The 23,006-nt window shown below is 70.9% G+C and carries 19 protein-coding genes and 1 pseudogene; 9 read left to right on the plus strand and 11 right to left on the minus strand.

Annotation, left to right across the window (positions count from 1 at the left end; translation table 11 throughout):
* From FHR32_RS05640 to FHR32_RS05650, 3 genes are all read right to left on the minus strand, one after another.
* Positions 1-1,251, minus strand: coding sequence for a sugar ABC transporter substrate-binding protein (locus FHR32_RS05640; RefSeq protein WP_184753315.1), 1,251 nt, complete (start codon positions 1,249-1,251; stop codon positions 1-3).
* Positions 1,248-2,267, minus strand: a complete 1,020-nt coding sequence (locus tag FHR32_RS05645; RefSeq protein WP_184753316.1) for a LacI family DNA-binding transcriptional regulator — start codon at positions 2,265-2,267, stop codon at positions 1,248-1,250. The genes FHR32_RS05640 and FHR32_RS05645 overlap by 4 nt, the downstream gene beginning before the upstream one ends.
* A 130-nt stretch (positions 2,268-2,397) precedes the next feature.
* Positions 2,398-2,646, minus strand: coding sequence for a hypothetical protein (locus FHR32_RS05650; RefSeq protein WP_221465277.1), 249 nt, complete (start codon positions 2,644-2,646; stop codon positions 2,398-2,400).
* Positions 2,647-3,086: 440 nt separating this feature from the next.
* On the opposite strand from FHR32_RS05650, the gene FHR32_RS05655 reads away from it, so the two are divergent.
* Positions 3,087-3,959 (plus strand): LLM class flavin-dependent oxidoreductase, encoded by an 873-nt coding sequence (locus tag FHR32_RS05655; protein WP_184753317.1) that lies wholly within the window; start codon positions 3,087-3,089, stop codon positions 3,957-3,959.
* Between the two features lie 310 nt (positions 3,960-4,269).
* Positions 4,270-5,343 (plus strand): ADP-ribosylglycohydrolase family protein, encoded by a 1,074-nt coding sequence (locus tag FHR32_RS05660; protein WP_184753318.1) that lies wholly within the window; start codon positions 4,270-4,272, stop codon positions 5,341-5,343.
* A 3-nt stretch (positions 5,344-5,346) separates the two neighbouring features.
* Here FHR32_RS05660 and FHR32_RS05665 read toward each other — a convergent pair whose 3' ends face one another.
* Positions 5,347-7,197, minus strand: a complete 1,851-nt coding sequence (locus FHR32_RS05665) for an asparagine synthase-related protein (protein ID WP_184753319.1) — start codon at positions 7,195-7,197, stop codon at positions 5,347-5,349.
* Between the two features lie 126 nt (positions 7,198-7,323).
* Positions 7,324-7,794, minus strand: a complete 471-nt coding sequence (locus FHR32_RS05670; RefSeq protein WP_184753320.1) for a MarR family winged helix-turn-helix transcriptional regulator — start codon at positions 7,792-7,794, stop codon at positions 7,324-7,326.
* A gap of 104 nt (positions 7,795-7,898) precedes the next feature.
* Between FHR32_RS05670 and FHR32_RS05675 the strand changes: the two genes are divergently transcribed.
* Both FHR32_RS05675 and FHR32_RS05680 read left to right on the plus strand, forming a co-directional pair.
* Entirely contained in the window at positions 7,899-9,335 is a 1,437-nt protein-coding gene (locus tag FHR32_RS05675; protein ID WP_184753321.1) for an MFS transporter, read from the plus strand.
* 115 nt (positions 9,336-9,450) lie between these two features.
* Positions 9,451-10,287, plus strand: coding sequence for an NmrA family NAD(P)-binding protein (locus FHR32_RS05680; protein ID WP_184753322.1), 837 nt, complete (start codon positions 9,451-9,453; stop codon positions 10,285-10,287).
* A gap of 100 nt (positions 10,288-10,387) precedes the next feature.
* On the opposite strand, the gene FHR32_RS05685 is transcribed toward FHR32_RS05680, so the two are convergent.
* Both FHR32_RS05685 and FHR32_RS05690 read right to left on the minus strand, forming a co-directional pair.
* Positions 10,388-11,023 carry a hypothetical protein gene (locus tag FHR32_RS05685; RefSeq protein WP_184753323.1) on the minus strand — a complete coding sequence of 212 codons (636 nt, stop codon included), beginning with the start codon at positions 11,021-11,023 and terminating at the stop codon, positions 10,388-10,390.
* Positions 11,020-12,267 carry a hypothetical protein gene (locus FHR32_RS05690; protein WP_184753324.1) on the minus strand — a complete coding sequence of 416 codons (1,248 nt, stop codon included), beginning with the start codon at positions 12,265-12,267 and terminating at the stop codon, positions 11,020-11,022. The genes FHR32_RS05685 and FHR32_RS05690 overlap by 4 nt, the downstream gene beginning before the upstream one ends.
* A 244-nt stretch (positions 12,268-12,511) precedes the next feature.
* Between FHR32_RS05690 and FHR32_RS05695 the strand changes: the two genes are divergently transcribed.
* Positions 12,512-13,579 (plus strand): LysR family transcriptional regulator, encoded by a 1,068-nt coding sequence (locus FHR32_RS05695; protein ID WP_184753325.1) that lies wholly within the window; start codon positions 12,512-12,514, stop codon positions 13,577-13,579.
* Between the two features lie 34 nt (positions 13,580-13,613).
* On the opposite strand, the gene FHR32_RS05700 is transcribed toward FHR32_RS05695, so the two are convergent.
* Positions 13,614-13,820, minus strand: a complete 207-nt coding sequence (locus tag FHR32_RS05700) for a hypothetical protein (RefSeq protein ID WP_184753326.1) — start codon at positions 13,818-13,820, stop codon at positions 13,614-13,616.
* Positions 13,817-14,308, minus strand: coding sequence for a MarR family winged helix-turn-helix transcriptional regulator (locus tag FHR32_RS05705; RefSeq protein WP_184753327.1), 492 nt, complete (start codon positions 14,306-14,308; stop codon positions 13,817-13,819). The genes FHR32_RS05700 and FHR32_RS05705 overlap by 4 nt, the downstream gene beginning before the upstream one ends.
* A gap of 186 nt (positions 14,309-14,494) precedes the next feature.
* Here FHR32_RS05705 and FHR32_RS05710 point away from each other — a divergent pair, with 186 nt between their 5' ends.
* Entirely contained in the window at positions 14,495-14,686 is a 192-nt protein-coding gene (locus FHR32_RS05710; RefSeq protein ID WP_184753328.1) for a hypothetical protein, read from the plus strand.
* 148 nt (positions 14,687-14,834) lie between these two features.
* Here the strand turns inward: FHR32_RS05710 and FHR32_RS05715 are convergent, their stop codons facing one another.
* Complete coding sequence (locus FHR32_RS05715; protein WP_184753329.1) at positions 14,835-18,299, minus strand: WD40 repeat domain-containing serine/threonine-protein kinase; 3,465 nt, start codon at positions 18,297-18,299, stop codon at positions 14,835-14,837.
* 57 nt (positions 18,300-18,356) lie between these two features.
* Between FHR32_RS05715 and FHR32_RS05720 the strand changes: the two genes are divergently transcribed.
* The 3 genes from FHR32_RS05720 to FHR32_RS05730 all read left to right on the plus strand — a co-directional run bounded on the left by FHR32_RS05720 (position 18,357) and on the right by FHR32_RS05730 (position 22,680).
* The gene (locus FHR32_RS05720; protein WP_184753330.1) at positions 18,357-20,954 is read left to right on the plus strand and encodes an AfsR/SARP family transcriptional regulator; all 2,598 of its coding nucleotides are present in this window, start codon (positions 18,357-18,359) and stop codon (positions 20,952-20,954) included.
* A gap of 71 nt (positions 20,955-21,025) precedes the next feature.
* A complete protein-coding gene (locus FHR32_RS05725; protein WP_184753331.1) occupies positions 21,026-21,520 on the plus strand; it encodes a hypothetical protein in 495 nt (164 codons plus the stop codon).
* Positions 21,521-21,591: 71 nt separating this feature from the next.
* On the plus strand, positions 21,592-22,680 hold the full coding sequence (locus FHR32_RS05730) for a hypothetical protein (RefSeq protein WP_184753332.1): 1,089 nt from the start codon (positions 21,592-21,594) through the stop codon (positions 22,678-22,680).
* Here the strand turns inward: FHR32_RS05730 and FHR32_RS42845 are convergent.
* A pseudogene (locus tag FHR32_RS42845) lies at positions 22,653-22,985 on the minus strand (beta-L-arabinofuranosidase domain-containing protein); the annotation flags it as partial. The gene FHR32_RS05730 and the pseudogene FHR32_RS42845 overlap by 28 nt on opposite strands.
* Positions 22,986-23,006 lie beyond the last annotated feature (21 nt).

The following is a 23,006-nucleotide window of genomic DNA, read 5'->3' on the forward strand; positions in this document are numbered from 1 at the left end:
TCAGACCCCGGTCCCGATCGTCTCGGCCTGCGCCTGGACGGCCTTGGCCGTCTCCTCGGCCGTCTGCTTGCCCAGGGCCATCTTCTCGATCTCGGTCTCCATCACCTTGGCCACCTGCTCCCAGGTCGGAACGGCCGGGACGGCCTTGGCGTCCTTGAGCGAGTCGCCGAAGACCTTGACGCGCCCGTCGGCGGTCAGCGCCGGATCCTGCCAGGCGGCCTCGACGCTGGGCAGCGCGCTGACCTTGGTGTACCAGGTGGCCTGGACCTTGGGGTCGGTGAGCCAGCCCAGGAATTTCCAGGCGGCCTCACGGTTCTTGGAGTTCTTGAAGACCACCATGTCGCTGCCGCCGACGAGGCTGGTGCCGCCGGCGCTCCCCCTGGGGTAGGGGGCGACGCCCAGCTTCTCGCCGAAGCCCTCGCCGCCCTCCTTCTCCAGGCCCGCGATCATCCACGGGCCCGAGTAGAAGGCGCCGACCTTGCCCTTGACGAACGTCTGGGGGAACGCCCCGGTCGGCTGGTCGGTCCGGGAGAGCTTGCTCTCGAAGAACGAGCCGTACTGCTTGAGCGCCTGGATCATCTGCGGGGTGTCCAGCGTCCACTTCCCGTCGGAGATGATCTCGCCGCCCGCCTGCCAGACCAGTGGCAGCACCTCCTGCCAGGAGCCCTGCCGGAAGTTCTGCTCGACGCCGAGGGAGGCGCCGCCCCTGTCCTTGAGCGCCTTGACGAAACTCGTGGTCTCCTCCCAGGTCGTGGGCGGCTTCACGCCGGCCTTCTCGGCCAGGTCCTTGCGGTAGTAGAGGGCGCGGGTCTCGACGTACCACGGCACGCCGTAGGCGGTCCCCTCCACCTCGACCGTGCCCCACGCCCCGGGGAAGAACACCGACTTGTCGATCAGGTTGCCCGGGGTGGGTTCGAGGGCGCCGGTCTTGGCCATCTCGCCCATCCAGGTGCTGCCCAGCATGGTGACGTCGGGCGTGGCGTTCCCCGCGATGGCTGCGGTGATCTTGTCATGGGCGACGTCCCAGCCGAGCGGGGTCACCTTGACCGTGATGCCGGGGTTGGCCACCTCGAAGTCCTTCGCGAAGGCACCCAGCGCCTCCCCCTCGGCGCCGATCGCCCAGACCGTGACCTCGCCTGTGGCCTTACCGGTGTCGACGTCCTTGGCCTGCTCGGCGACTCCGTCACCACTGCGGCCGCATCCGGCGAGCACGAGCCCGAGCGCGACGATGCCGACGGCGTACTTCTTCACTTTTCCTCCAGGGGGTGAGGACCGCAGCTCGATCGGACGATCAGCTGGGTGGAGAGGATCTGGCAGCTCGGAGCCGTGCGGGCACCGGTGATGAGCTCGTCCAGCGCCCACGCGGCGCGGGCGCCGAGGAGACGCATGGGCTGGCGCACGGTGGTGAGGGCGGGGCGGGCGTGGCGGGCGGTCATGATGTCGTCCCAGCCGGTGATCGCCACATCCCCCGGCACGTCGAGGCCGAGCTCCTCGGCCGCCAGGATGACGCCGAGGGCCACCTGGTCGTCGGCGCAGATCACCGCCTCGGGACGGCTGCCTCCCCCGAGCAGCGTCCGTCCGGCCGCGTAGCCGCCCTCCACCGTGAACTCGCACGGCAACGGCTCGGGAGACCGGATCCCGTGGCCGGTGAGAACCCGCCGGACCCCCGTCCAGCGCTGGGTGACGTCGCCCTGGTCGTCGGCTCCGGCCAGGGCGAAGGTCGTGTAGCCATGGCCGAGCAGGTGGGCGGCGAGCGCCTCGGCGGACTCGACGTTCTCGCTGGAGACCACGTCCACTCCGTCGACGGGATCGCGGGCGAGCATGACCAGCGGCATCCCGGTGCGGACGATCTCGGCCACCACGGCGTCCTCGACCGTCCTGCCGAAGATCACCATTCCGTCCACCCGGCCGACCAGGTCCCTGACCAGGTCTTGTACGGCCGCCCGCCCGCGGGTGGACAGGATCAGCACCGAACGGCCCAGCTCGGAGGCCACCTCCTCGTACCCGAGGAGCACCTCGGCGAAGTAGGGGCCCGACAGGTCGGGGAAGACGATCCCGTTGGCCGCGTGGCGGCCCTGGGCGAGGGAGACGCCGAGACGGCTCGGGGTGAAGCTGAGCTCCTCGACCGCCTTCAGCACCCGCTCGCGGGTTCTGGCCGCGACCGGCCCGGTGCCGCGCAGAGCCCGGGAGACCGTGGCGATGGAGACTCCCGCCCGCTGCGCCACCTCGTAGATGGTCGCACCCTGACCTTCGTCACCGTTTGGCACCTGTCATCCGATCTGCCAGTGAATGGAAGCGCTTACACTCAGCGGCGGACGGCGAGTGGAAGCGCTTACAGTGGAGTGATCGGAGTCTGTCATCACGCGGAATCAGCGGTAAAGACCTGTTGCCGGACCGTTACCGAAAGCTCACCGGCACTGCCGGGTCTCCGTGACACCGCGGGCCGTGGATGCCTTCCTTCTTCGCGACCGCCAGCGGCCCCGCGTTCCCCGGATCCTTGATCTTGAGTACGGCTCCGCCGTCCCCGACCCCGGCTGCCGCCGTCGCCTTCCCCGGGGCGGCGCCTCCGCAGGCGGCAGCGAGCGCGGTGAGCGACAGCGCCGCGACCACGACCGCGGTGCGCGTCCGTCGACGAGATGTCCACATGATGAATTGGCCCCTTACAGGTCTGAATGGTGAAGATGCGCGCACGCCTGACGTAGCGAGGGCGTGGTGACGTGCGGGAACGGAGGCTGAGGCTCAACGCTGGGAACGGAGCGCGCTCACGGACAGAGACTGCTGTCCAGGCGCATGAAGTCGACGACCCGGCGGAGGGTCAGGGGGACGTACGGCACATTTCCTATATTTCAGGTAGGTTTAACCTAAGTCAAGCCCGGTCCGCATACTGACACCCGGAGCCGGCCGCGGAGAGGGCCCGCGTGCGCCTGTCCGCCCTGCGGGACCCGCGCCTTTCGGGTGAAGAGCGGGGCCGTTCAGGCCTGGACCGGTGATCGGCGCGTGGACCGCGCCGTGGACACGCCGGCGTTCGGTGATCTTCGAGTGCGGGGTGGCGCGGATAGAGTGGCCACAACCATCGGGGGTTACTCATGAACGTCGGCCTTGGCCTGCCCATCAGCGATCCGCCGGCGCTGCTCGACTGGGCCCGGCATGCCGACGCCGGGCCGTTCACCACCCTTGCCCTGCTGGATCGTCTGGCGTACGACAATCCCGAGCCCCTGGTGGCACTGGCCATGCTCGCGGGTGCCACCACCCGCGTCCGGGTGCAGACCGAGGTCCTGCTCGCCCCCTTACGGCAGCCCGCGCTGATGGCCAAACAGGCCGCGACTCTGGACCGCATGTCGGGCGGCCGTCTCACCCTCGGCATCGGGCTCGGGGCACGGCGGGACGACTACCGGGCCGCCGGGGTGGACCTCCACGGCCGCGGTGCGCTGCTCGACGAGATCATGACGGTGATGCGCCGCGTCTGGCACGGCGAGCCGTACGGGGACGGAGTGGGCCCTGTCGGGCCCGCGCCCGCCCGCGAAGGCGGACCGGAGGTGCTGTTCGGCGCCTTCAGCCCGGCGGCGATCCGGCGCATCGCCCGCCTCGGGGACGGCTTCCTGTGCGCGTCCCCCCTGGCAGACGTGGACCGACTGTTCCGTGCCACCGAGCATGAGTGGCAGGCCGCGGGCCGCAGCGGCCGTCCCAGGCTGGTCGCCCAGGTGAACGCCGCCCTGGGGCCGGATCCCGTGATCGAGGAGGCGCGCGACGCACTCCACCGCTACTACAGCGGGTCCGAGTACATGGACATGCCGGCCGACTACGCCGACGTGACCGTGGAGAGAATGCTCACCACTCCCGGCGAGATCCGCGACGCCCTTACCCGGTTGAACGATCTGGGAGCCGACGAGGTCATGTTCTACTGCTGGTCCGGGGACGCCGATCAGGTCGACCGTTTCGCCCAGTCACTGGCCCCGTGATCCACGCCGGAACCTGAGCGATCCGGGTCGCGGCGATATCCCCGCCGGCCCGGCCGTCGGTCAGGCCTACGCGTGGAGCGTCTTCAAGCCGCCTCTGGAGTCGGCGCTTCACATTGAGCTGCCGCAGGGTACGGCAGGCGGTCTCGGCGGCCACCTGGACGACACGCATGCCCATCACTCCTCGCTGCCTTCACACACAGCATCGGACCTCACGTTGACTTGAGGTCAAAGAATCGTGATGGGCATCACATGATCACGATCGTATGCTTGCACATACCGCCCGATACCATCCGCCAGAGGCCAGAGGATCATGACCGTGCTCCGTTCTCCCGATGACCTGCCGGACTACCGCAGCCGCGTGCGGGGCTGCCTCCTGGGCGGTGCGCTCGGCGACGCGCTGGGAGCCCCCGTCGAGTTCGAGTCGGTCCGCAGGATCCGCGAGCAGTACGGCCCGGCGGGAGTGACCGGGCTGGTGACCGACTGGCGCGGCAAGGTCGGCCTGATCACCGATGACACGCAGATGACGCTGTTCACCGTGGAGGGCCTGATCCGCCGGCCGGAGGTCGCCGCCCTGCGGCGGGCCTACCTGCGCTGGCTGGACACCCAGCAGCACCCCTCCCCTCCCCCGGCCAACGGGGTGATCCGCACCGGCTGGCTCCGCGAGCAGGCGTGGCTCTACTCCAAGCGGGCTCCCGGCAACGCCTGCCTGTCGGGGCTGCTCCACGGGCAGGCGGTCGCCCCCGCGCCGTTCGGCGAGCGGGGACCGGTCAACCCCGACTCCAAGGGCTGCGGGACCGTCATGCGCTCGGCCCCCTTCGGCCTGCGCGCGCCGAGCCCCCGGCACGCTTTCGAGCTGTCGGCCGAATGCGCCCAGATCACCCACGGCCACCCCACCGGCTACCTCGCCGCCGGCGCCTTCGCCGCCGTCGTGCACTTCCTGATGGAGGGCGGACCGCTCGCGGAGGCCGTACGGAAGGCGACGGACCTGCTGATGGCCTACCCCCGCCACGAGGAGACCACCCGGGCGCTGCGCGCCGCCGTGGACCTGGCGGCGGAGGGCGCTCCCAGCCCGGAGAAGGTCGAGTCGCTCGGCGGGGCGTGGGTGGCGGAGGAGGCCCTGGCCATCGCGGTCTACTGCGCCCTGGCGTACCCGGAGGCCCACGAGCTCCCGCAGGCGTTGCTGCTCGCGGTCAACCACTCCGGCGACAGCGACTCCACCGGAGCGATCTGCGGCAACCTGCTCGGAGCCCTCCACGGTGAGACGGCGCTCCCCGCCAGGTGGCTGGCCCAGCTGGAGGGCCGCGACGTCATCGTCGAACTGGCCGACGACTTCACCGCGCAGCCGGCCGGGGATCTGGGGCACGAGAAGTATCCCCGCGACTGACTCCTACCGGGGCACCGGGGAGGGGACCCGCAGCGGTGGAAGGCTGGGCGGCGTGGCCGTGGAGAAGGCGCCCGTCAGCATCGTGGAGACCGTGTAGAGGTTCCAGGCGGCGTCCATCCGCCGTCTGGGGAAGGCCGCCGACAGGGTGGCCGTGCCGGTCTCGTCGAAGACGCAGGCGAGTTCGCCGGCCGCGTCCGGGCCGGCGATGCCCGCCCACAACAGGTCGGCCAGCTCCGGCGGAGGGCTCAGCCGCCAGTTCCAGGGTTTTCCGCCCGCCCCGGGCAGGTCGCCCACGGCAGGGCGGCCGAGCCCCCGCCACCGCGGGCGGAGCCGGTCCATCAGCGTGCGGTCGGGACGCTCGGTTTCGAAGCGCCATGGGCTGCCCTCCACGGGGACGCCGCGCAGCTGCGGCGCGAAAGCGGTGATCACGTCGTGGACGACCTCCTCCGAGCGCCGCCACAGCGGGTCGATGCCCAACGCGGTCCGGACGACCAGGTTGTCGAGGAACGGCGGGACGGGATTTCCGGTGCGCAGCAGCGACGCGCGCGACGCGGCGTGCCAGCGGCCGACCCGGTACGTCAGATACAGGTGGTCGAGCGCCCGCACGCCGTCCGCACGGCAGCGGTCCTGCCAGGGGGCGGCCAGCGCGCGGCCGTGCTCCTTGGCCTCCCGCGTCAGCAGGTCGGCGTTCTTGCCGAAGAGGGTGTCCACCCGGCGCAGGACGGCCCCCGGACCCAGCTCGGCCTGGTTGTACAGGAAGCCTCCCCGCAGGATCTCCCCGCCGTGCCCGGACATCCGGGGTGTGGGATCGAACCGCACGGCACCTGGAACGTTCTCGTACGCCGAGATCATGCCCTCGCAGGCGGCCAGCGCGTTGTGACTGCGGACGAGGGGATGGGGGACGATCAGATCCGCGCCGTCCTCGGACCGTTTCGGCTCGGCGGCGCGGTGCTCGACGCCGAGCGCCGCCGCCACGCGCCGGGCGATCACCACGTCCGGGTGCCCGTCGTGCCCGGAGGTCGCCGTGGTGAACGGGATGCCGGCGCTGTGCAGCAGCGCGGCGAGCAGCCGGCTGTCACGGCCGCCGGTGAGCGAGAGCCGTACCGGCTCCGGCGTGTCCCGCAGTGGTCGCACCGCGGTGAGCAGCGCGTCGGCGAGTTCGGCGACCTGGGCCCGCTTCTCCCGCTTGGAGGCCGGCTTCGGACGCGCCTCGGGGAGGGGGGCCACCGTGACGGTACGGCGGCCCGCCGCGATCCTGATCTCCGCCGCCGGCGGCAGCGCGCCGACCCGGTCGAACGGCGTCTCGTCGGAGAGGAAGTAGCCGATCCGCGCCATCGACTGCAGCGCGGGCAGGTCCCAGACGATCCCGGGCCTGCTCGACGCGGTCTCGGCGGCGCGGGCGACGAGGTGGACGAGCAGGGCCCGGCTGCCGACGACGTGCACGTCCGAGGTCTCGGTGTGGAAGACCGGGCACACCCGGGTGAACCCGGTGGCCGCGCTCAGCTCCTCCTCATCGGCCCGGAAGATCGAGAAACAGCCGCCGGTGCGGATGACGGCCGCACCCAGCCGGGGGGCGCCCAGCAGCCGGTCCACCTCGGCCGGTTCGGCGAGGTGCCCGGTGAGGCCCGCCACCCGGCCGCCGGCCGAGCAGATGATCGGCGGTCCGTGGCCTTCGGGCTCGTTGGACCAGGAGAGCAGCGCCGTGCCGCCGGTGGCGGAGTGCCACTCGCGTGCGGTCACGGTCGCGGCCGGCACCGGGAAGGCCCGTGTGATCGCCTCGCGGGCCACGGCGAGCGCCGTGGGAGGCAGCGGGGTGCCCGGACGTTTGGCCGTGACTGCCAGATGGACGCGCAACGGGGACTCCAGTTCTGTGGCTTACCCCCTTACTCCGCCGATGCCGCGATCCTCTTTCACGCCTCACCACGATCCGCCGGCCGAGCGTGGCGTGGTCACACGCTCTTCCGGCGGGATCTCAGACGATCACATGGCGGGTCCTCGCCGGTGATCGTGGTGCTCCAGGACCCGGGCGAGCAGCCGGGTCAGCTGGTCCCGCTCCTCGGACGACAGGGGGGCGAAGATCGCGTCCTGGACCCCGGCGAGGATCTCGTCGAGCTCCCGCAGCCGCTCGCCCCCGGCGGGGGTGAGCGTGATGACGTTGCGCCTGCGGTCCGCCGGGTCGGGATCGCGCTCGACGAGACCCCAGGCGGCGAGTTCGTTGATCGCCCCGACGATGTAGCTGCGGTCGATGCCGCAGCGGCGCCCCAGGCTCGCCTGGCTGGCGGGGCCGAACTCCTCCAGCGCGGCGAGCAGGGCGTAGTGGTAACGACGGGCGTCGGTGGTGCCGAAGGCCTCCCACAACAGCCTGCCGGCGTGCGTCGCCGTATGGGTCAGCAGCCAGCTCGGAGTGCCTTTCAGCCGGGCGGGGGTGGTGTCGTCGGCCGTCGTCTCCATGCGATCCAGCCTAACAAACTTGTTGGTCACACCCACGACTGTTATCGTTGGCCAAGCCAACGTTGGCCTGACCAACATTAATGTCGTCCTTATGAGGTTCCCCCATGAGTACAGCCGTCGCGGCACCGGCCCCACCCGACTCACGACGCTGGCGGGCGCTGGGGGCGATCGCCGCCGGCCAGTTCATGATCGCGGTCGATGCCACGATCATGAACATCTCACTGCCCTCCGCACAGCGGGCCCTGCACCTGCCGGACTCCGGCGCGCAGTGGGTGATCACCATCTTCGCCCTCTGCTACGGCGGGCTCCTCCTGCTCGGGGGCAGACTGTCCGACCTGATCGGCCGCAGGAACTGCCTGCTGATCGGGCTGGCCGGGTTCGCCGCGGCCTCGATCCTGGGCGGGGCGGCCGTCAACCCGGCCATGCTCCTGCTCTCCCGGGCGCTGCAGGGAGTGTTCGGAGCCCTGTTCACCCCCTCCGCCCTCGCCCTGCTCGGCACCACGTTCACCACCCCCGCCGAGCGCGGCAAAGCCTTCGGGATCTACGGAACCGTCATGGGCAGCAGCTCTGGCATCGGCCTGATGCTCGGCGGGGTCCTCACCGACACCCTCGGCTGGCGCTGGAGCATGTACGTGAGCGTTCCCATCGCGGTCGCCGCCGCGGCCGGCATCGCCCACGCCGTCCGGCCCGCCCCCCGCCAGGCCGGAACCCGGGTGGACGTCACCGGCGCGGTGCTGGCCACCTCCGGGTTCATGGCACTGGTCTTCGGGCTCACCCGGGTCAGCTCCGACGGCTGGTCCGCGCCCCTCACGATCGGCAGCCTCGTGGCGGGGGCGGCCCTGCTGGCGCTGTTCGTCCTCCTCGAGAGCCGGATCGCCCAGCCGCTGCTGCCGCTGCGTGTCGTCCTGGACCGCAGCCGGGGCGGCGCCTACCTCGCGGTCCTGTGCATGGCGGTGGGCAACTTCGCCGCGTTCTTCTTCCTCACCTTCTTCCTGCAGAACGTCCTGGAACTCTCCCCCCTCGTGACAGGGCTCGCCTTCCTGCCGTACACCGCCGCCATCATGATCGCCGTGCGCCTCGCCAAAAGGCTCCTGGAACACGCCCCGGTGCGGCTGCTGCTCTGCTCGGGACTGCTGTCGACCGCCCTCGCGCTCGCGCTGTTCGGCCTGCTCCGCCTCGACAGCGGCTACGCGTTCCCCCTGCTGCCGATCCTCGTGCTGCTCGGAACCGGAAACGGCTGGGTGCTGGTGACCGCCAACAGCACCGCGACCCTCGACGCGGGCCCGGACACCGCGGTGGCCGGGGCCACCGTGATGACCTCGATGCAGATCGGCGCCTCACTCGGCATCGCGCTGCTCGGCACCGCCGCCGGTACGGCCACCGCCGCCTTCCTCGGCTCCCACCCCGGGGCCACGGGCCTGGCCGCACGCGCCACCGTGCACGGTTACACCGTCGCCGGCATGGCGGGCGCCGCCTTCCTCTGCCTGGCGGCCCTCACCGTCTTCCTCGTCGCCGGCCAGAAAGGATCCGGCGGGCGATGAACCGGCGCGACCGCGGAACGGCCCCCGCGGCCCGCCGGAGATCCTTGAAACAGACCTTCCACTTCCGACCCGGCGGTCCCGCACCCGGGACACGTCCACCGAGGAGACACTCATCATGATTCTGGTAACCGGCGCAACCGGAAACGTCGGCCGCAACGTGGTACGGCAACTGCTCGACGCGGGCGAGAAGGTGCGGGCGATCACCCGCCACCCCGAGAGTGCCGGGCTGCCGGACGGCGTCGAGGTGCTCCCCGGCGACCTGACCCGGCCCGAGACGCTGCCCGCCGCGCTGCGAGGGGTCGAGCAGGCGTTCCTCTTCCCCGTGTTCGGCTCGCTGGACGACTTCCTCCGGATCGGAAAGGAGTCCGGGCTGGAGCAGGTCGTGCTGCTGTCCTCGGGGGCGGTGACCTTCCCGACGCCCAACTGGATCGGGGACCGGCACCTCGAGTGCGAGCGGGCGGTAGAGGAGTCCGGCCTGTCGTGGACCCATGTGCGGCCGGGCATGTTCATGGCCAACGACCTCGCGTGGGCCGCGCAGATCGCGGCCGGCGATGTGGTCCGCGCGCCGTACGGGGACGCGGCCGCGGCGCCGATCGACGAGCGCGACATCGCCGCGGTCGCCGTCCGCGCCCTGCTCGATCGGCAGGCCGGGGAGGCGCACCTGATCGGCGGGCCGGAGTCGCTGACCCAGATCGAGCGGGTGCGGATCCTCGGCGAGGCGATCGGCCGCGAGCTGCGGTTCGAGGAGCTGCCGAGGGAGCAGGCCAGAGAGCACATGATCGGTCAGCTCCCCCCGCAGGCGGTCGACTTCATGCTCGACGGGCTCGCCTCGGCGGTCGGCCGGACGGCGGAGGTGTCGCCCGTCGTCGAGCAGGTCACCGGCCGCCCGGCCCACACCTACGCCCAGTGGGCCGCCCACCACGCGGACGACTTCCGCCGCACCCCGGCCTGACGACCGCGTAACGGACCGGCCGGTTCCAGAAGGAGCCGGCCGGTCCGTACGGGCACCGCCAGGGACGAGAAGTGAAAACTGAGATCACCGGCCCGGCCGGCTACGCGCCGGGGCCGGAGTGCGGGGACGCCTGGGCCGCGGCGATCTCGGCGAACACCTCCATGAGCTCCACGAGCTCCTTCTCGGCCTTGCGCCGGGCCAGGACCGGCTCCGCGAGGTCGGGCCGGACCGCGATCAGGTCGGCGATCTGAATGATCAGCGAGCGCCGCACGGACCGGTCGGGGTGGTTCATCAGCCGGGTGACGGCGCGCACGTAGCGAGGATCGCCCGGCTCGGGTGGGCGGCGCTTGATCCGCCTCATGAAGTGGGCGGCGGTGACCCGGTGCAGGGACCGGATGATCTCCCTTGCCGGCGGCATCGGATCGGCGAGCAGCACCACCAGCATCTCCTCCTCCGTCACCGTTCCGACCGTCCCAATGACCTCCGCGACCGTGGCCTCGACGGATCCGGCCTCGTCACCGGTGACGGTCACGAACCGGCAGCCGATCCCGTGGGATTCGCCGTACAGGACGAAGGTCTCCCCGGAGACCTGCCAGCCGAGCTGCGTGACGTCGTAGTGGCCGTACGGCAGGTCTGTCGTTTTCGTCCAGCCGCTGCTGCGGGCGTGCGCGACGAGGGCCGCCACATCCGCGTCGTCGGTGAGGACCAGGCTGTGTTCGTGCCGGAACCGGCTCATTCGTCGTCCTCTTCTTCCTCGTCGTCGTCCCATGCCTCGACCGGGTTTCCGTCACCGTCGACGATCAGCGGCTCACCGCCGAAGTAGTCGCCGAAGGCGTTGAAGGTGTCCGGCCCGGCCCCCCGCTGGATGAGGTTCTCCAGCTCGGCGAGGTTCTCGGGGTCGGTCTCGGTGAGGGCGAGCTCGTAGAGCAGGAAGTCGTAGCGGTACCAGGCCGCGACGATGAACAGCTGCCGCCGCACCTCCGGGTGGGGGTGGCCCGCGTACTCGCGCAGCCGCAGCGTCCGGCGCAGGTCTCCGTTGTGCAGTGCGGCGAAGATCCGCAGGGCCTGGGCGAGCTCCTCGGGGTCGCCTGACGGGTCGAGGGCCTTCTCCAGATCCGCTTCGGTGCTGTAGTCGTAGCAGGTCAACGCGCCGATGACGTCCAGCGGAAGGTCGTCGGGGAATGACGCGCCGAACAGCTCGGCCGCCCTGGCGATGATCGGCCGATGGCTTTCGGGGGCGGGCCGGTAGCGCACCGCGACACAGACCGCCATCCGGGTGTGGATCTCGTAGGAGAGATAGGACCGGGAGTGCAGCGTCCGCCAGGTCATCGACGGGACGCGGCCGAGGCGCTGCTGCATGGTGCCCTTCGAGGCGGCGATCATCTCGATGGGCCGCACGGAGCCCAGGTCGTCGCGGAACGGGTCGTCCAGGAGATTGCTCCCCCATGCCTGGGGTTCCACGAAACCCACAAAGGTGTGGTAGCGGTCCAGGTCATGGCCGTTGATCTCGACGGGTTCGCCCGAGTAGACGTTGGGCACCATGACGTCGTCGCGCCAGCCCAGGAACCCCCGGCTCCGACCGGTCATGTCCAGGCGGGTCAGCGCGGGGCGCGGGTGGACCCCGTCCAGGACCTCCCGTACGGCGTCGCCGGTCGGCTCGATCGGAACCCAGAGCCAGGCCGGGTAGAAGTCGCCGAGCGCGCACCACAGCCGGTCGGGCTCGGCGGGATCCAGATACCACCGGGTCGTGCACTCGTAGCCCACGCCCCGCCGGACGACCTGCGGGCCGGTGCCGACGAGGAGCTTGCCCTCCCGGATCCTCGCGTCCTCCGCGTCGAGTGCCCCGTTGGACATCGTGCCGGAGCGGGACTCGCCGGAGTCGGTGTCCGGAGATCCGGCGGGCGGGTGCCAGGTGATGCCCAGCTCGGCTCCGACCGCGTCCGTGGTGAGCGGGTCCCACCACGGCGGGGATGTTCTCATGCAGGCGCCTTCCGTTGACGAGAACGGCCCTGTGGCCGGTTTCTCGCATGGGACGGACTCGAGATGATCTTCCCGAGACAGGTAAGAGAGTGTCCTATCGCCCAATAACGGCTGTCCACCGGAACCAAAGAACATCTTGGGATAAGTTCACCGGGAAAACAGATCACTTCTCATCGCACACGCCTCACGACGCGGACCGAACACGTCCTCCGTGACCTGGGCCCGAAGACCGGGAGACCACCCGATGCACCCCCGACCGCCCGCTGTACGGCTCTCCGCGAGCAACCCGATCACCGAACTCCTGTCCTGCCCGCCCGAGCTGCTCGACACCACCCTTGACCAGCTCCGGACGCTGGTCGTGGTGCGCGAGACCGGCTCGGCCCTGCGTGCCGCCCGGACCCTCGGCAGGGAGCAGTCCAGCATCCAGAAACAGCTCGACACCCTCAACCACAACTTCCAGGCCCTCTGTGGCGAGATGCTCGTGACCAAGCAGGGCCGGGGCAGGGACTTCCTGTTCACCGCGACCGGGGAGACGGTGGTGGAGAGCGCCCGCCGTACGCTCGGTCAGTGGCTGGAGGAGATCAACGCGTGCCGCCGCCACATCGGCAGCACCCTCACGGCCGGCACCACCGAGTTCACCCTGTGGCTTCTCTCCCGGGCGTGGGAGAGGCTCTCCGACGAGTTCGTCCGCCGCGAGATAGACTTCCGGATCGTTCACATCAGGACCAGGGACTTCTGGACCCAGCTGGAGACCGGCCAGGTGGACCTGCTCTGCGGCAGCCTCGTCACCCAGGTCGGCGACAAGACGCACCACAAGAGGTACGACGTCATCGAGTGGCGTCGCGGCACCCCCGTGCTCCTGACGAACCTGCCGGTCACCGAGCTGCCCTCGGCCTCCGTCGGTGCGAGCGAGCTGGACAGGCTACCGCTGATCGTCCCCGGCAGCGGACTGATCGCGGACTTCCTCGCCCGGTGGTACGGTCCCGGCTTCCGCAACCGGCTGCGCATCGTGGCCGACATCGACGACGTCCAGTACGGCATCGCGCTGATGCGTTCCCGGATGGCGTCCGGCTGCATGATCGTGACCCGGACCCTCGGCCGCCGCGCGGTGGAGCGGGCCGCGGCCGAGGGGAGCGAGCTACGCGTCGTCGAGCTGACACACGACCTGGAACCCAAGCTGGAGACGGTCTCCGCGATCTTCGCCCGGAAGGGCGAGCGCGAGCGGTACGGCTCCGACCACCCGCTCAACCTGCTCTGGGAGGCGCTCCGCCACGAGGTCGCCGAGACCGGACACCTGCCGGCATCCGCCTGACCTCTTCCCCGCACGGGGCCGATGTCCGCTCGGCTCAGCCGGTCGCGGCCTCCTGCCGGAACCAGTCGAGCACCTTCGGCATGGAGCGCCTGACCGACCCGTTGTGGTCCACGTCGCCGACCTCGGTGAGGCTCGCGTCGACGCCTCCCGCACGCAGGTCCTTCAGGCAGTCCGTGGAGTTGGCGATGCCGGGGTAGCGAGTCGCTCCCCCGAAGTCGATCAACGAAACGACATGGCTCACGTGGCCGGCGCCTGTCCGCGTACGGCCCGGTGAGAGGTGTTGGCGGTGGTGGCAGCGGCGATCACCTGGGTCAGCATCTGGTGGAGATGCCGGAGTTCGCCCAGTTCCATCCCCAGGCGCTCGACGATCGCCGCGGGGATCTTCTCTGCTTCGCCGCGCAGGTGCCGGCCGGCCGGAGTGAGGGTGACCGCGAGGGAGCGCTCGTCTTCGCTGGCACGCAGGCGATGGACGAGCCCACCGGCCTCAAGGCGTTTGAGCAGGGGTGACAGCGTGGCAGGCTCCAGCTGGAGCATCCGGCTGAGGTCCTTGACCGACAACGGCGCGTGTTGCCACAGCGCCAGCATCACCAGGTATTGGGGATGGGTCAGCCCCATCGGCTCCAGCAGGGGGCGGTAGACCGCGATCACGCCGCGTGAGGCGACCGCCAGGGCGAAGCACACCTGATTTTCCAGGGACAGCGGGTCGGGAATGTCGCCGAAGTCACTCAAGGGCACCTCCATAGAAGCCGAATCTCATGCTATAACAGTTAGTGTACGAACAGTTAGTGTACTAATCCTCAGGCGGCCAACCGTACGGCTCACTCGTCGTCGAACGCGGATCCGCCTCGTGACACCGCCACCCGCACCGAGCAGATGGGCAGCCGGATGAACACTCACGCCACCCCAGGGGCTGCCATGTCTCCTCGGAAGAGGAAAACCCTGGAAGAGCGGATCGCCGACCGTCAGGCGCAAAGACCTCCGTTGCGAGAAGGGAAGCAGTTCGAGCACGGGCCCGCCAAGTTCGTGTTCATCTTCCTCATCGTGCTCGTCGTGGTGCTTCACCTCGTCGGTCTCGTCGTCCTCATGGTGTTGGACCTTAATCAGTAGCGCCGTGGCAGGCCCTGTCTGCCGGTCAGGCCGGCAAGCGCCCCGTAGCGCCCTTCGAGTGCGGCAGGCCTGTCCCGCGCCGTCCCCGCCGAAGCGTCTCACCGGGATCAGGTTGACACCGCATCCGTGGATCGCCACCCACCGCCGATCACCGGACGACAGGCGTCTCGGCACGCTGTCCGCACACCTCGAAGCGCTGGATCTCCGGGAGGTGACGCTGCCATTCCTGCAGGGTCATGGTCTGGCCGGCCCTGGCGCAGACGGCCGCCGCGGCCCGTCCCCCGTCGAGAGGATGCCGGCGCACGACGCCCTCCGATGTCGCGCTGTACAGCGTCTTGCCGTCCGCGCTGAACGCCACCGAGGAGCCCCCACCGAAGCCGGGCCCTGTCAGACCGTCGAACACGACACCGAGGGGTTGCCTGTCCGGCACGTCCCACAGCCGGATCCGGTCGCCGGACTCGTACGAGGCGAGCGTACGCCCGTCCGGCGACCAGGCGAGGAATACGCCGTCACCCGCGGTGGGGAGATCTCCGACAAGAGAGGTGAGGCCGGAGTCCCACAGGGAGATCCGGCCGGATCCGCTGAAGGCGATGAGCCCCCCGTCGGGGCGGAAGGCGTATGGGCTTAAGAGACCGCCAAGACCTTCGGGCCGCGGGCGCAGGACGCCGCTCGCCGGGTCGAGGAGTTCGGGGGTGGTACCCGCCACGAGAAGCCCCCCGTCGGGGTGGAAGGCCATGAAGCCGCCGGCGGGCACATCGGCGAGGGTGACCGAGCCGTTCTTCAGGTTCCACAACTCGACGGGAAGGACGCCGTCCCTCCCGGTGGTCGCGACCGCCAGTGTGCCGCCGTCCGGGCTGAACGCCAGGCTGCCGGCGCCCGTGGCCTGCCTGTTCGAGATCGCGAAGGAGGTGAGCAGCCTGCCCGAACTCGTGTCGGCGACCCTCACCCGCTTTCCCGCCGTGTCCCCGAGGGCCACGCGCCTGCCGTCGGTGCTGAAGACGAGCACGTTGGCCCGCCCCGCGATGGGCGCTCCGATCTGCCGGGCCTCGCGGACGTCCCAGAGCCGCGCCTCGTCACGCGCGCCTGTCACGAGGATCCGCCCGCCCGGCCCCAGGAGCGTGCTGCCGTCAGGCGTGCCCACGGCCACGGGCCTGTCGAACAGCGGTGAGATGTCGAGCGTGTGGATCCTCCCGCCCTGGACCGCCACGCGCAGCACCTGATCCGCCTCGTCGATGCGGAGGGTGTCCGGCAGGTCGGGCAGCCGTCGATCCATGACGGTCCGTCCGTCGGTGCTCCGCTGCACGGTCAACTCGCCGAGCAGGCTCCAGTGCGCCAGGAATCGGGCGCTGAAGGCGACCCGCCTTCCGTCGATCCCACCGAGGTACTCCGTCACGGGGTCGCCCGAGGGCACGCGCCTCACCAGCACCCTTCGCTGCTTCGACGCCGTGACGAACGCGAGGGCCTGGCCGCCCGCGCTGAACTCGACGTCTTCGAGGTGCTGCTTCAGGGGCAGCCATGGTGCGGGGATGCGCCTGCCCTTGCGCAGGTCCCACAGCTCGGCTCTGCCTTCGCCGGTGGAGGACACCACGCCGAGGCTGCGGTCGGCGTTCACGGCGTCCAGGCCCGCGCCCGATCCCGCCCGGAGCCGCGTGCGGCCGGCTACGTCCCACCACCGGCTCGCATAGTCGCCTTCGGGGACGGCCAGCAACCGCCCGGTGCCGTCGAAGATCATCTCGCCCGGCTGGAACTCTTCGACGCCGGCCGCGAATCCGCTGCCGACGGGCCTGCCCGTGGTGATGTCCCACAGCCGCACGTTGTGATCGTCTTGGAGGGCGAGCGTCCTGGTGTCGGGGCTGAGCGCCGCCTTCCTGACCGTCTTGCCCACGCCGGAGAACGTGCGGATCCGGCTGTGTGCCCGCACGTCCCAGAGCCGTACCAGGCCGCTCTGCACGGCTGCGAGCACGTGGCCGTCGCGGCTGAGGGCGTAGACCGTGTCGGGGCTCGCGTACGGATCGGTGAAGGAGTCGGTCATGGGTTGGGACAGCGACTCGTAGAGCGCTCCGCGCGACTCGGGCAGTGCGGGGGCGAGCCGCCACGCCACCGCGCTCAACAGCATCGCGAGTCTGGGATCGCTCTGGCGCAGGTCGGCGGCGCGCAGCGCGAGCGATCGGGCCGTGGCCATGTCCCGCTGCCGGTCGGAGACTCCCCGGCGATGTTCTGCCAGGCCGAGCCCGCCGAGCGCGGCCACCAGCAGGACGGCGAGCGTGGCGGCGAGCAGACCCCGGCGTCTGGACTGCCGCCTGGTCTGCCTTGCCGCGGCGTCGAGGAACTCGCGCTCCAGTTCCAGCAGCGTGATGTCCCTGCGCTCGGTGGCGGCCCACCGCAGGGTCCTGTCGAGGCTGGAGCCGTGCAGCAGGTCGCCGGGCTTACGGCCGTGACCGTCCCAGAACCGGGCGGCCTCGGTCAGCCGACGATGGATGGGCAGGCCCTCGCGGTTGTCCGCCACCCACTGCCGCAGCCGCGGCCACGCCTGGATCAGGGCGGGTCTGGCCAGCGTGTAGGCGGAGTCCACCTCGGTGATCAGCCCGGCTGCGCCGTAGAGGGTCAGCAGTGAGTCGACGGCGCCGGAGTCCATGAGCTCCGCGCGGGAGACCCGCCTGATCGTCTCGTCGCCGTCGACCATCCGCAGGAAGACCTCGGGCGCGACGGCTCTCTCGCCCTCGGAGAGCTCCTCGAAGAGTTCCTCGGCGATCGTGCCCAGATCCGGAGCCGCCGGGCCCTTCAGCGAGGCGGCCGCGGTACCGCCCTCGGTCAGCAGTTCGTCGTCGTCCAGGTCGCCGAGCAGAGCGAGCAGGACGCCCTTGGCCGAGGGCCGCCGGACGGGATCCCGCGAGAGCGCCGTGGCCACCAGCCCGCTGAGAGGTTCGGTCAGCGCGTTCAGATCGGGCCGGAAGCCGAGTATGCCGCTGGCGACCGCCATGGGGTTCTGGCTCCGTACGGCGTCACGCCCCGACGCGGAGAACAGCACCACCAGCGCCCAGGCCCAGATGTCGGCGGCGGCCGTGGCGCCGCGGCCCGCCAGGACCTCCGGCGCCATGTAGTTGGGCGTACCCATGATCGGACCCGTCGTGGTCGGCCCCACCTCCCGTGCCACGCCGAAGTCGATCACCCGCGGCCCATCGGGGCTCAGGATGATGTTGTCGGGTTTGAGATCGCGGTGGACCAGCCCGACCTGGTGGATGGCGGCCAACGCGGTGGCGACGCCGATGGCCAGGCGCCGCAGTGCGTCCCCTCCGTACGGGCCCGCCTCACTGATCACCTGGCGCAGGGTGGGACCGGGGACGAATTCGCTGACGATGTAGGGCTCGGCCACGTCCAGGCGGGTCTCGATGACCCTGGCGGTGCAGAACGAGGCCACCCGCTGCGCGGCCGCGGCTTCGGCGGCCAGCCGGGACCGGGAGGCCGGGTCGTCGACCCTGGGCACCTTGACCGCGACCCGCTCCCCGGCCTCACCGTAGGCCTCGTAGACCACCCCCTGCCCGCCGGCGCCCAGCCGACCCGCCAACCAGTAGGGACCTAACCGCTGCGGGTCGGAAGGAGCAAGAGGAGTCATCAATATGGAATTCTGAGGATCAAGTGATCAGTTGTCCGTCGTACCGAGGAAATTCACATGGAATTTCGCATCATGGGCGCACTTGAGGTGCGTGACGGCGCGGAGAACCGGACCCCGACCGCACCGAAGCACAGAGATCTGCTGGCGATGTTCGTGCTGAACGCCCGACGGCCGCTGACGGTCGGGCGGCTGCGCAAGCTGCTGTGGCCCCGCGAGGACGGGGAGCGCTCCGACTCGCTCGTGCGGGGGTACATCGGCCAGCTCCGGCAGTTGATCGGCAAAGATGTGATCACCACTGTGTCGGGGACCTACACGCTGGCAATCGAGGAGGAGCAGCTCGACGTCGACCGCTTCAGGCGGCTCGTGGCACGGGGATCGCGTGAGGATCTTCAGGAGGCACTCGCCCTGTGGCGGGGCCCGGCGCTGGAGGACGTCGACCCCGACGCCGGGCGCTGGGTGGAGACCGGGCGACTGCGCGAGGAACTGCAGGAGCTGCACCTGCTTGCCCTGGAACGCCGCGTCGGCTACGAACTCGACGCGGGCCTCCACCGTGAGGTCCTCGCGGAGTTGCGGCGGCTGGTCGCGCAGCATCCGCTCTGGCAGCGCTTCCACGGCCAGTACATGCTCGCGCTCTATCGCAGTGGCCGCCGCGTGGACGCGCTGAACGCCTACTCCGCGCTGCGCGACGAACTCGACGAAGGGCACGCCGTCGAGCCCGACGCGGAGCTTCAGCTCCTCTACCACCGGATGCTCCACGACGACGTCTCGCTGCACGTCTCCGCCGGCCCGCCCGTGCTCCTGCCGCGCGATGTGGCCGACTTCACCGGCAGGCAGGATCTGCTCGACCAGGTGATCGGTGACCAGGTCGTCGTCCACGGCGCGGCGGGCGTGGGCAAGTCGGCGCTGGCCGTGCACGCCGCGTGGCAGCAGCGGGAGCGCTTCCCTGACGGGATCCTCTACGCCGACCTGCGCGAGACGACCGCTCCCGCCGCGGTGCTCGAGGACTTCCTGCGCTGGCTGGGCTGTCCCGCCCAAGCCGTTCCCGCCACCCTCGATCGGCGCGAGCGCCTGCTCCGCACGTACGCGGCCAACCGGCGGCTGCTCGTGCTGCTCGACAACGCCGCCGACGAGGGCCAGGTCCGGCCGCTGCTGACGGCGTGCCCGACGGTCGTCACAAGCCGGTCCACACTCGGCGGGCTCACCGGCGCGACCCGCGTGCCCGTCGGCGTGCTCGATGATGACGACGCCTCCGACCTCGTCTCCAGGCTGATCGGGCCGGGGCGGGCGGCACAGGCCGCGACGGCACGGCTCGTGCGCCTGTGCGGCGGCCTGCCCATCGCGCTGCGGATCGCCGGATCCCGTCTCGCCGCCCGCCCCGCCTGGACGGTCGACTACCTGGTGGGTCTGCTTGCGGACGAGCATGGGCGGCTCGACCGGCTGCACGCGGGCGACCAGGCCGTCCGCGGTGTGTTGCGTCTCGGCTACGACGGCCTGCCCGAGCCGGCCAGGCGCACGCTGCGCCGGCTCGGCACGCTGTCCGCGCCCGACTTCGCCGACTGGGTGGCCGCGGTCTTCGGCGGCCACGCGGAGGCACTGGTGGAGGCGGGCCTGCTGGAGACACACGTGATCGATGTCGCCGGCCAGGTCCGCTACCGGCTGCACGACCTCACCCGGCTCTTCGCGCGAGAACAGCTGGATGCCGACGCCGCCCACGAGGCGCTGTCGGACCTTCTGGCGGTCGCGATGACGAGGGTCCAGGCCTCGCGGTTCACCCTGGTCTCCGGCGGACCGGCCTCCCCGCCCGCCGCGACGACGGACATCAGGCAGTCGGTGGAGTGGCTGCACGCCGAGCGGGTGTTCCTGGTGAACCTCGTCGACGACCTGCACGGCGCCGGACTGTGGGAGGAGAGTTGGCGGTTGGCGCACCTGCTCACCCCGTTCCTCGAACGACAGCGATTCCTGCAGGACTGGCGGCGGACCTGCGAAACCGGTCTCGAAGCCGCCCGCCGTACGGGCAGCGCCCGCGGCGTCGCCCTGCTCCTGCGCGACCAGGGCGACCTGCACCGTGCCGAACGGCAGTGGGACCTGGCGCACGATCGGCTCAGGCTGGCACTGAGCGCGTTCCTGCGCGAGGGCACCGCGCGGGACGTGGCCCACACCCGGCGCAGGATCGGCCAGGTCCATCTGGAGCAGGGCAGACTGAACGAGGCGGAAATCAACCTCGTCAAGTGCCTCGCCGCGTTCGAGAACACCAAGGACATCGCGGAGACGCTCTGCGTGCTGGGCTCGGTGGCACACCGGGCGGGCCGCTTCACGGAGGCGGCCGAACGCCTTTGCGATGCGGCCGCGCGCCTGGCCGATCTGGGCGAGCGCCACCGGCACGCGGACGTGCTGCTGGAGCTGACCGCGGTACGGCTGGCGCAAGGCCTGGTCCCCGACGCCAGGCAGGTGGCGCAGCAGGCGAGAGGCATCGCCGTACGCCTCGGCGATCGACTGCTCGACGCTCGCGGGCTGCTGATGCTCGCACGCGTCAACCTCGCCGAGGGTGCCACGGAACGGGCGCGTGACCTGGCCGGGGAAGCACTGAAGATCTTCGACGAAGCCGGCGACGACCAGGGCAGAGGCGAGGCGCTGGAGGTGCTCCGCGGGACCTGACAGATCCTCAACGTTTCCTCAACGCGCCCCGTCCTACCTTCTTCTCACACAGCACGAGAGAGGAAGACGACATGAAGCCGATCTCAAAGATCAGCGCCGCTGTCGTGGCCGGCGCGCTGTCGCTGGGCACGATGGCCGCCACCGCGGAGGCCTCGTCGGCCACCCCGGCCAAGGCCACCGGCACGGCCGTGGTCAGCGCCGCCTCGGCCGGCTACCTGAGCGGTAGCTGCCGGGCGAGCCGGGGTAACTACGGCAACCTCAAGGCGTACTACTACACCTCCGGCAGCAAGGACTACTTCAACCAGTTCAACTGGTACCTCGCCGGGCCCGGGCTCAGGAACAAGAACAACGTCTACCTGAGGGTCCGGGAGCACCTGAACGGCCGGGCCGACCGGACGCTCTGGTCCTGGGCGTCGGGGGACAACGTCCGGCGGGGTACCGGTGGATACTCGGCACGACCCGGCGTCGGGGTTCCGCGGCGGGCGAAGGTCCACGTCGACTTCAGCTTCATCTTCGACCGCAGCGGCAGCGATCCGCGCTGCACCGGCCGTACCAACAGCGTCTGATCTCTGCTCCGTGACAGATGGTGGCGCGCCGCGCACCGGCGCGCCACCCGGACATCCGAACGAAGGTGATCATGAAACCCGCAGCGGTCTCCGCACTGTCGACCGCGGTCGTCACGGTCGCCGCGCTGGCGGTCGGCGCCTGTTCGCCGCCCGCGCCCGCCGGTTCCGCAGCGGCCCGCGCCGCCGAGCCCGGCGCCGTGCTGATCGCCGCGTCCCCCGAAGGCGCCGTGCTGCTCGACCCGCGCACGGAGTCCTTCCTGGGCATCGCCAGAAACGGACAGCGGATCTGGCAGGACCGGACGGCCTACCAGCGTGGGTCGGATGCCATCTGCCTGGCACGCTGTCCGGACGCGGTCTTCTCCGGCACATGGGACGCGGCCGGTCCCGACCCGTCCCCCCGGCAGCCCACGCCTACCGGCACCCGCCCCTTCTCCACCACGGACTCCCCGATCCGCCGGGTGCTGACGGCGCGCTCCCCGTCCGACGCCGTTATCGCCGAGGGCCCCGCGGACGGCGTCGGGCGGCTCCGCCTGGTGCGTCCCGACGGACCATCCATCCAGGTGCCCGTGCCCGCGGCGGCCGATGTCGTCTGGAGTGAGAACCCGGCCCGCACGGCGGCTCTCGCGGTGGCGCGCGGCCCCGAGGACAAGAGCGAAGCGCTGTGGTTCCAGCGCGACCGAGGCGGATGGCGGCCCCTGTCCGGCCATCTACCGGCGGGCCCGGCATGGGGCGCCTGTACGGCGGGGCACGGCGAGCTCGCCGTACTCGTGGGAGCCGAACCCATGCTGATCCTGCGGCGCGCGCGCACGGTGCCGATCAAGACCGATCTGGAGATGACCGGTGAATGCGCGGCCGGCCAAGCCGGCGCCGTCGTGCTGGCACGCTGGAAAGACGATCGGGGCAGGCCCCATACGGCCATCCGCGGAGTGGGCGCTTCGGGCGCGCAGACCTGGGCTCGGGATATCCCAGCCGAGGTACAGGTCAGGGCCGAGCCCTCCGGTGAGCGATTCGTCCTCGTGTACGACGGCACCGCCGAACTGGTCGACCAGCGAGGGCGGACAACCGAGACGCACACCGGCGTGCTGTCCGCCGCCTACACCGAGGTGGCGGAACTCGTCCTGCTACGAGACGACTACAGCGTCCAATGGCTGACATCGTGATGCCGGACCCTCCGCCGGGCATGGGCGGTGCCGCGGCCTCCGGACCTGACCGTCACCCCGGCGGAGGAGAAGGCCGGACGGCGGCGATGACGAATGCGGTCGCCGATCGCCTCGTCGGAGTGACGGCTGCCGAGGCCGCCGGTGATGTAGAGCTTGGTGGCGACCATGTCGTCCCAGAGCCGGTCGAGCGCCTCGAACAGCGAGCGGTCGCCGGTCTCCAGGTAGATGTCGGCCGCGCCCGCCGCGAGGTAGGTCATCCGTACGGCGTGTCCGGTGACCGAGGGCAGCTCGCGGAAGGGCAGGTGGTCCTGGAAGTACTCGGGGGG

The sequence above is a fragment of the Streptosporangium album genome (assembly GCF_014203795.1).
GTDB classification, from domain to species: domain Bacteria; phylum Actinomycetota; class Actinomycetes; order Streptosporangiales; family Streptosporangiaceae; genus Streptosporangium; species Streptosporangium album.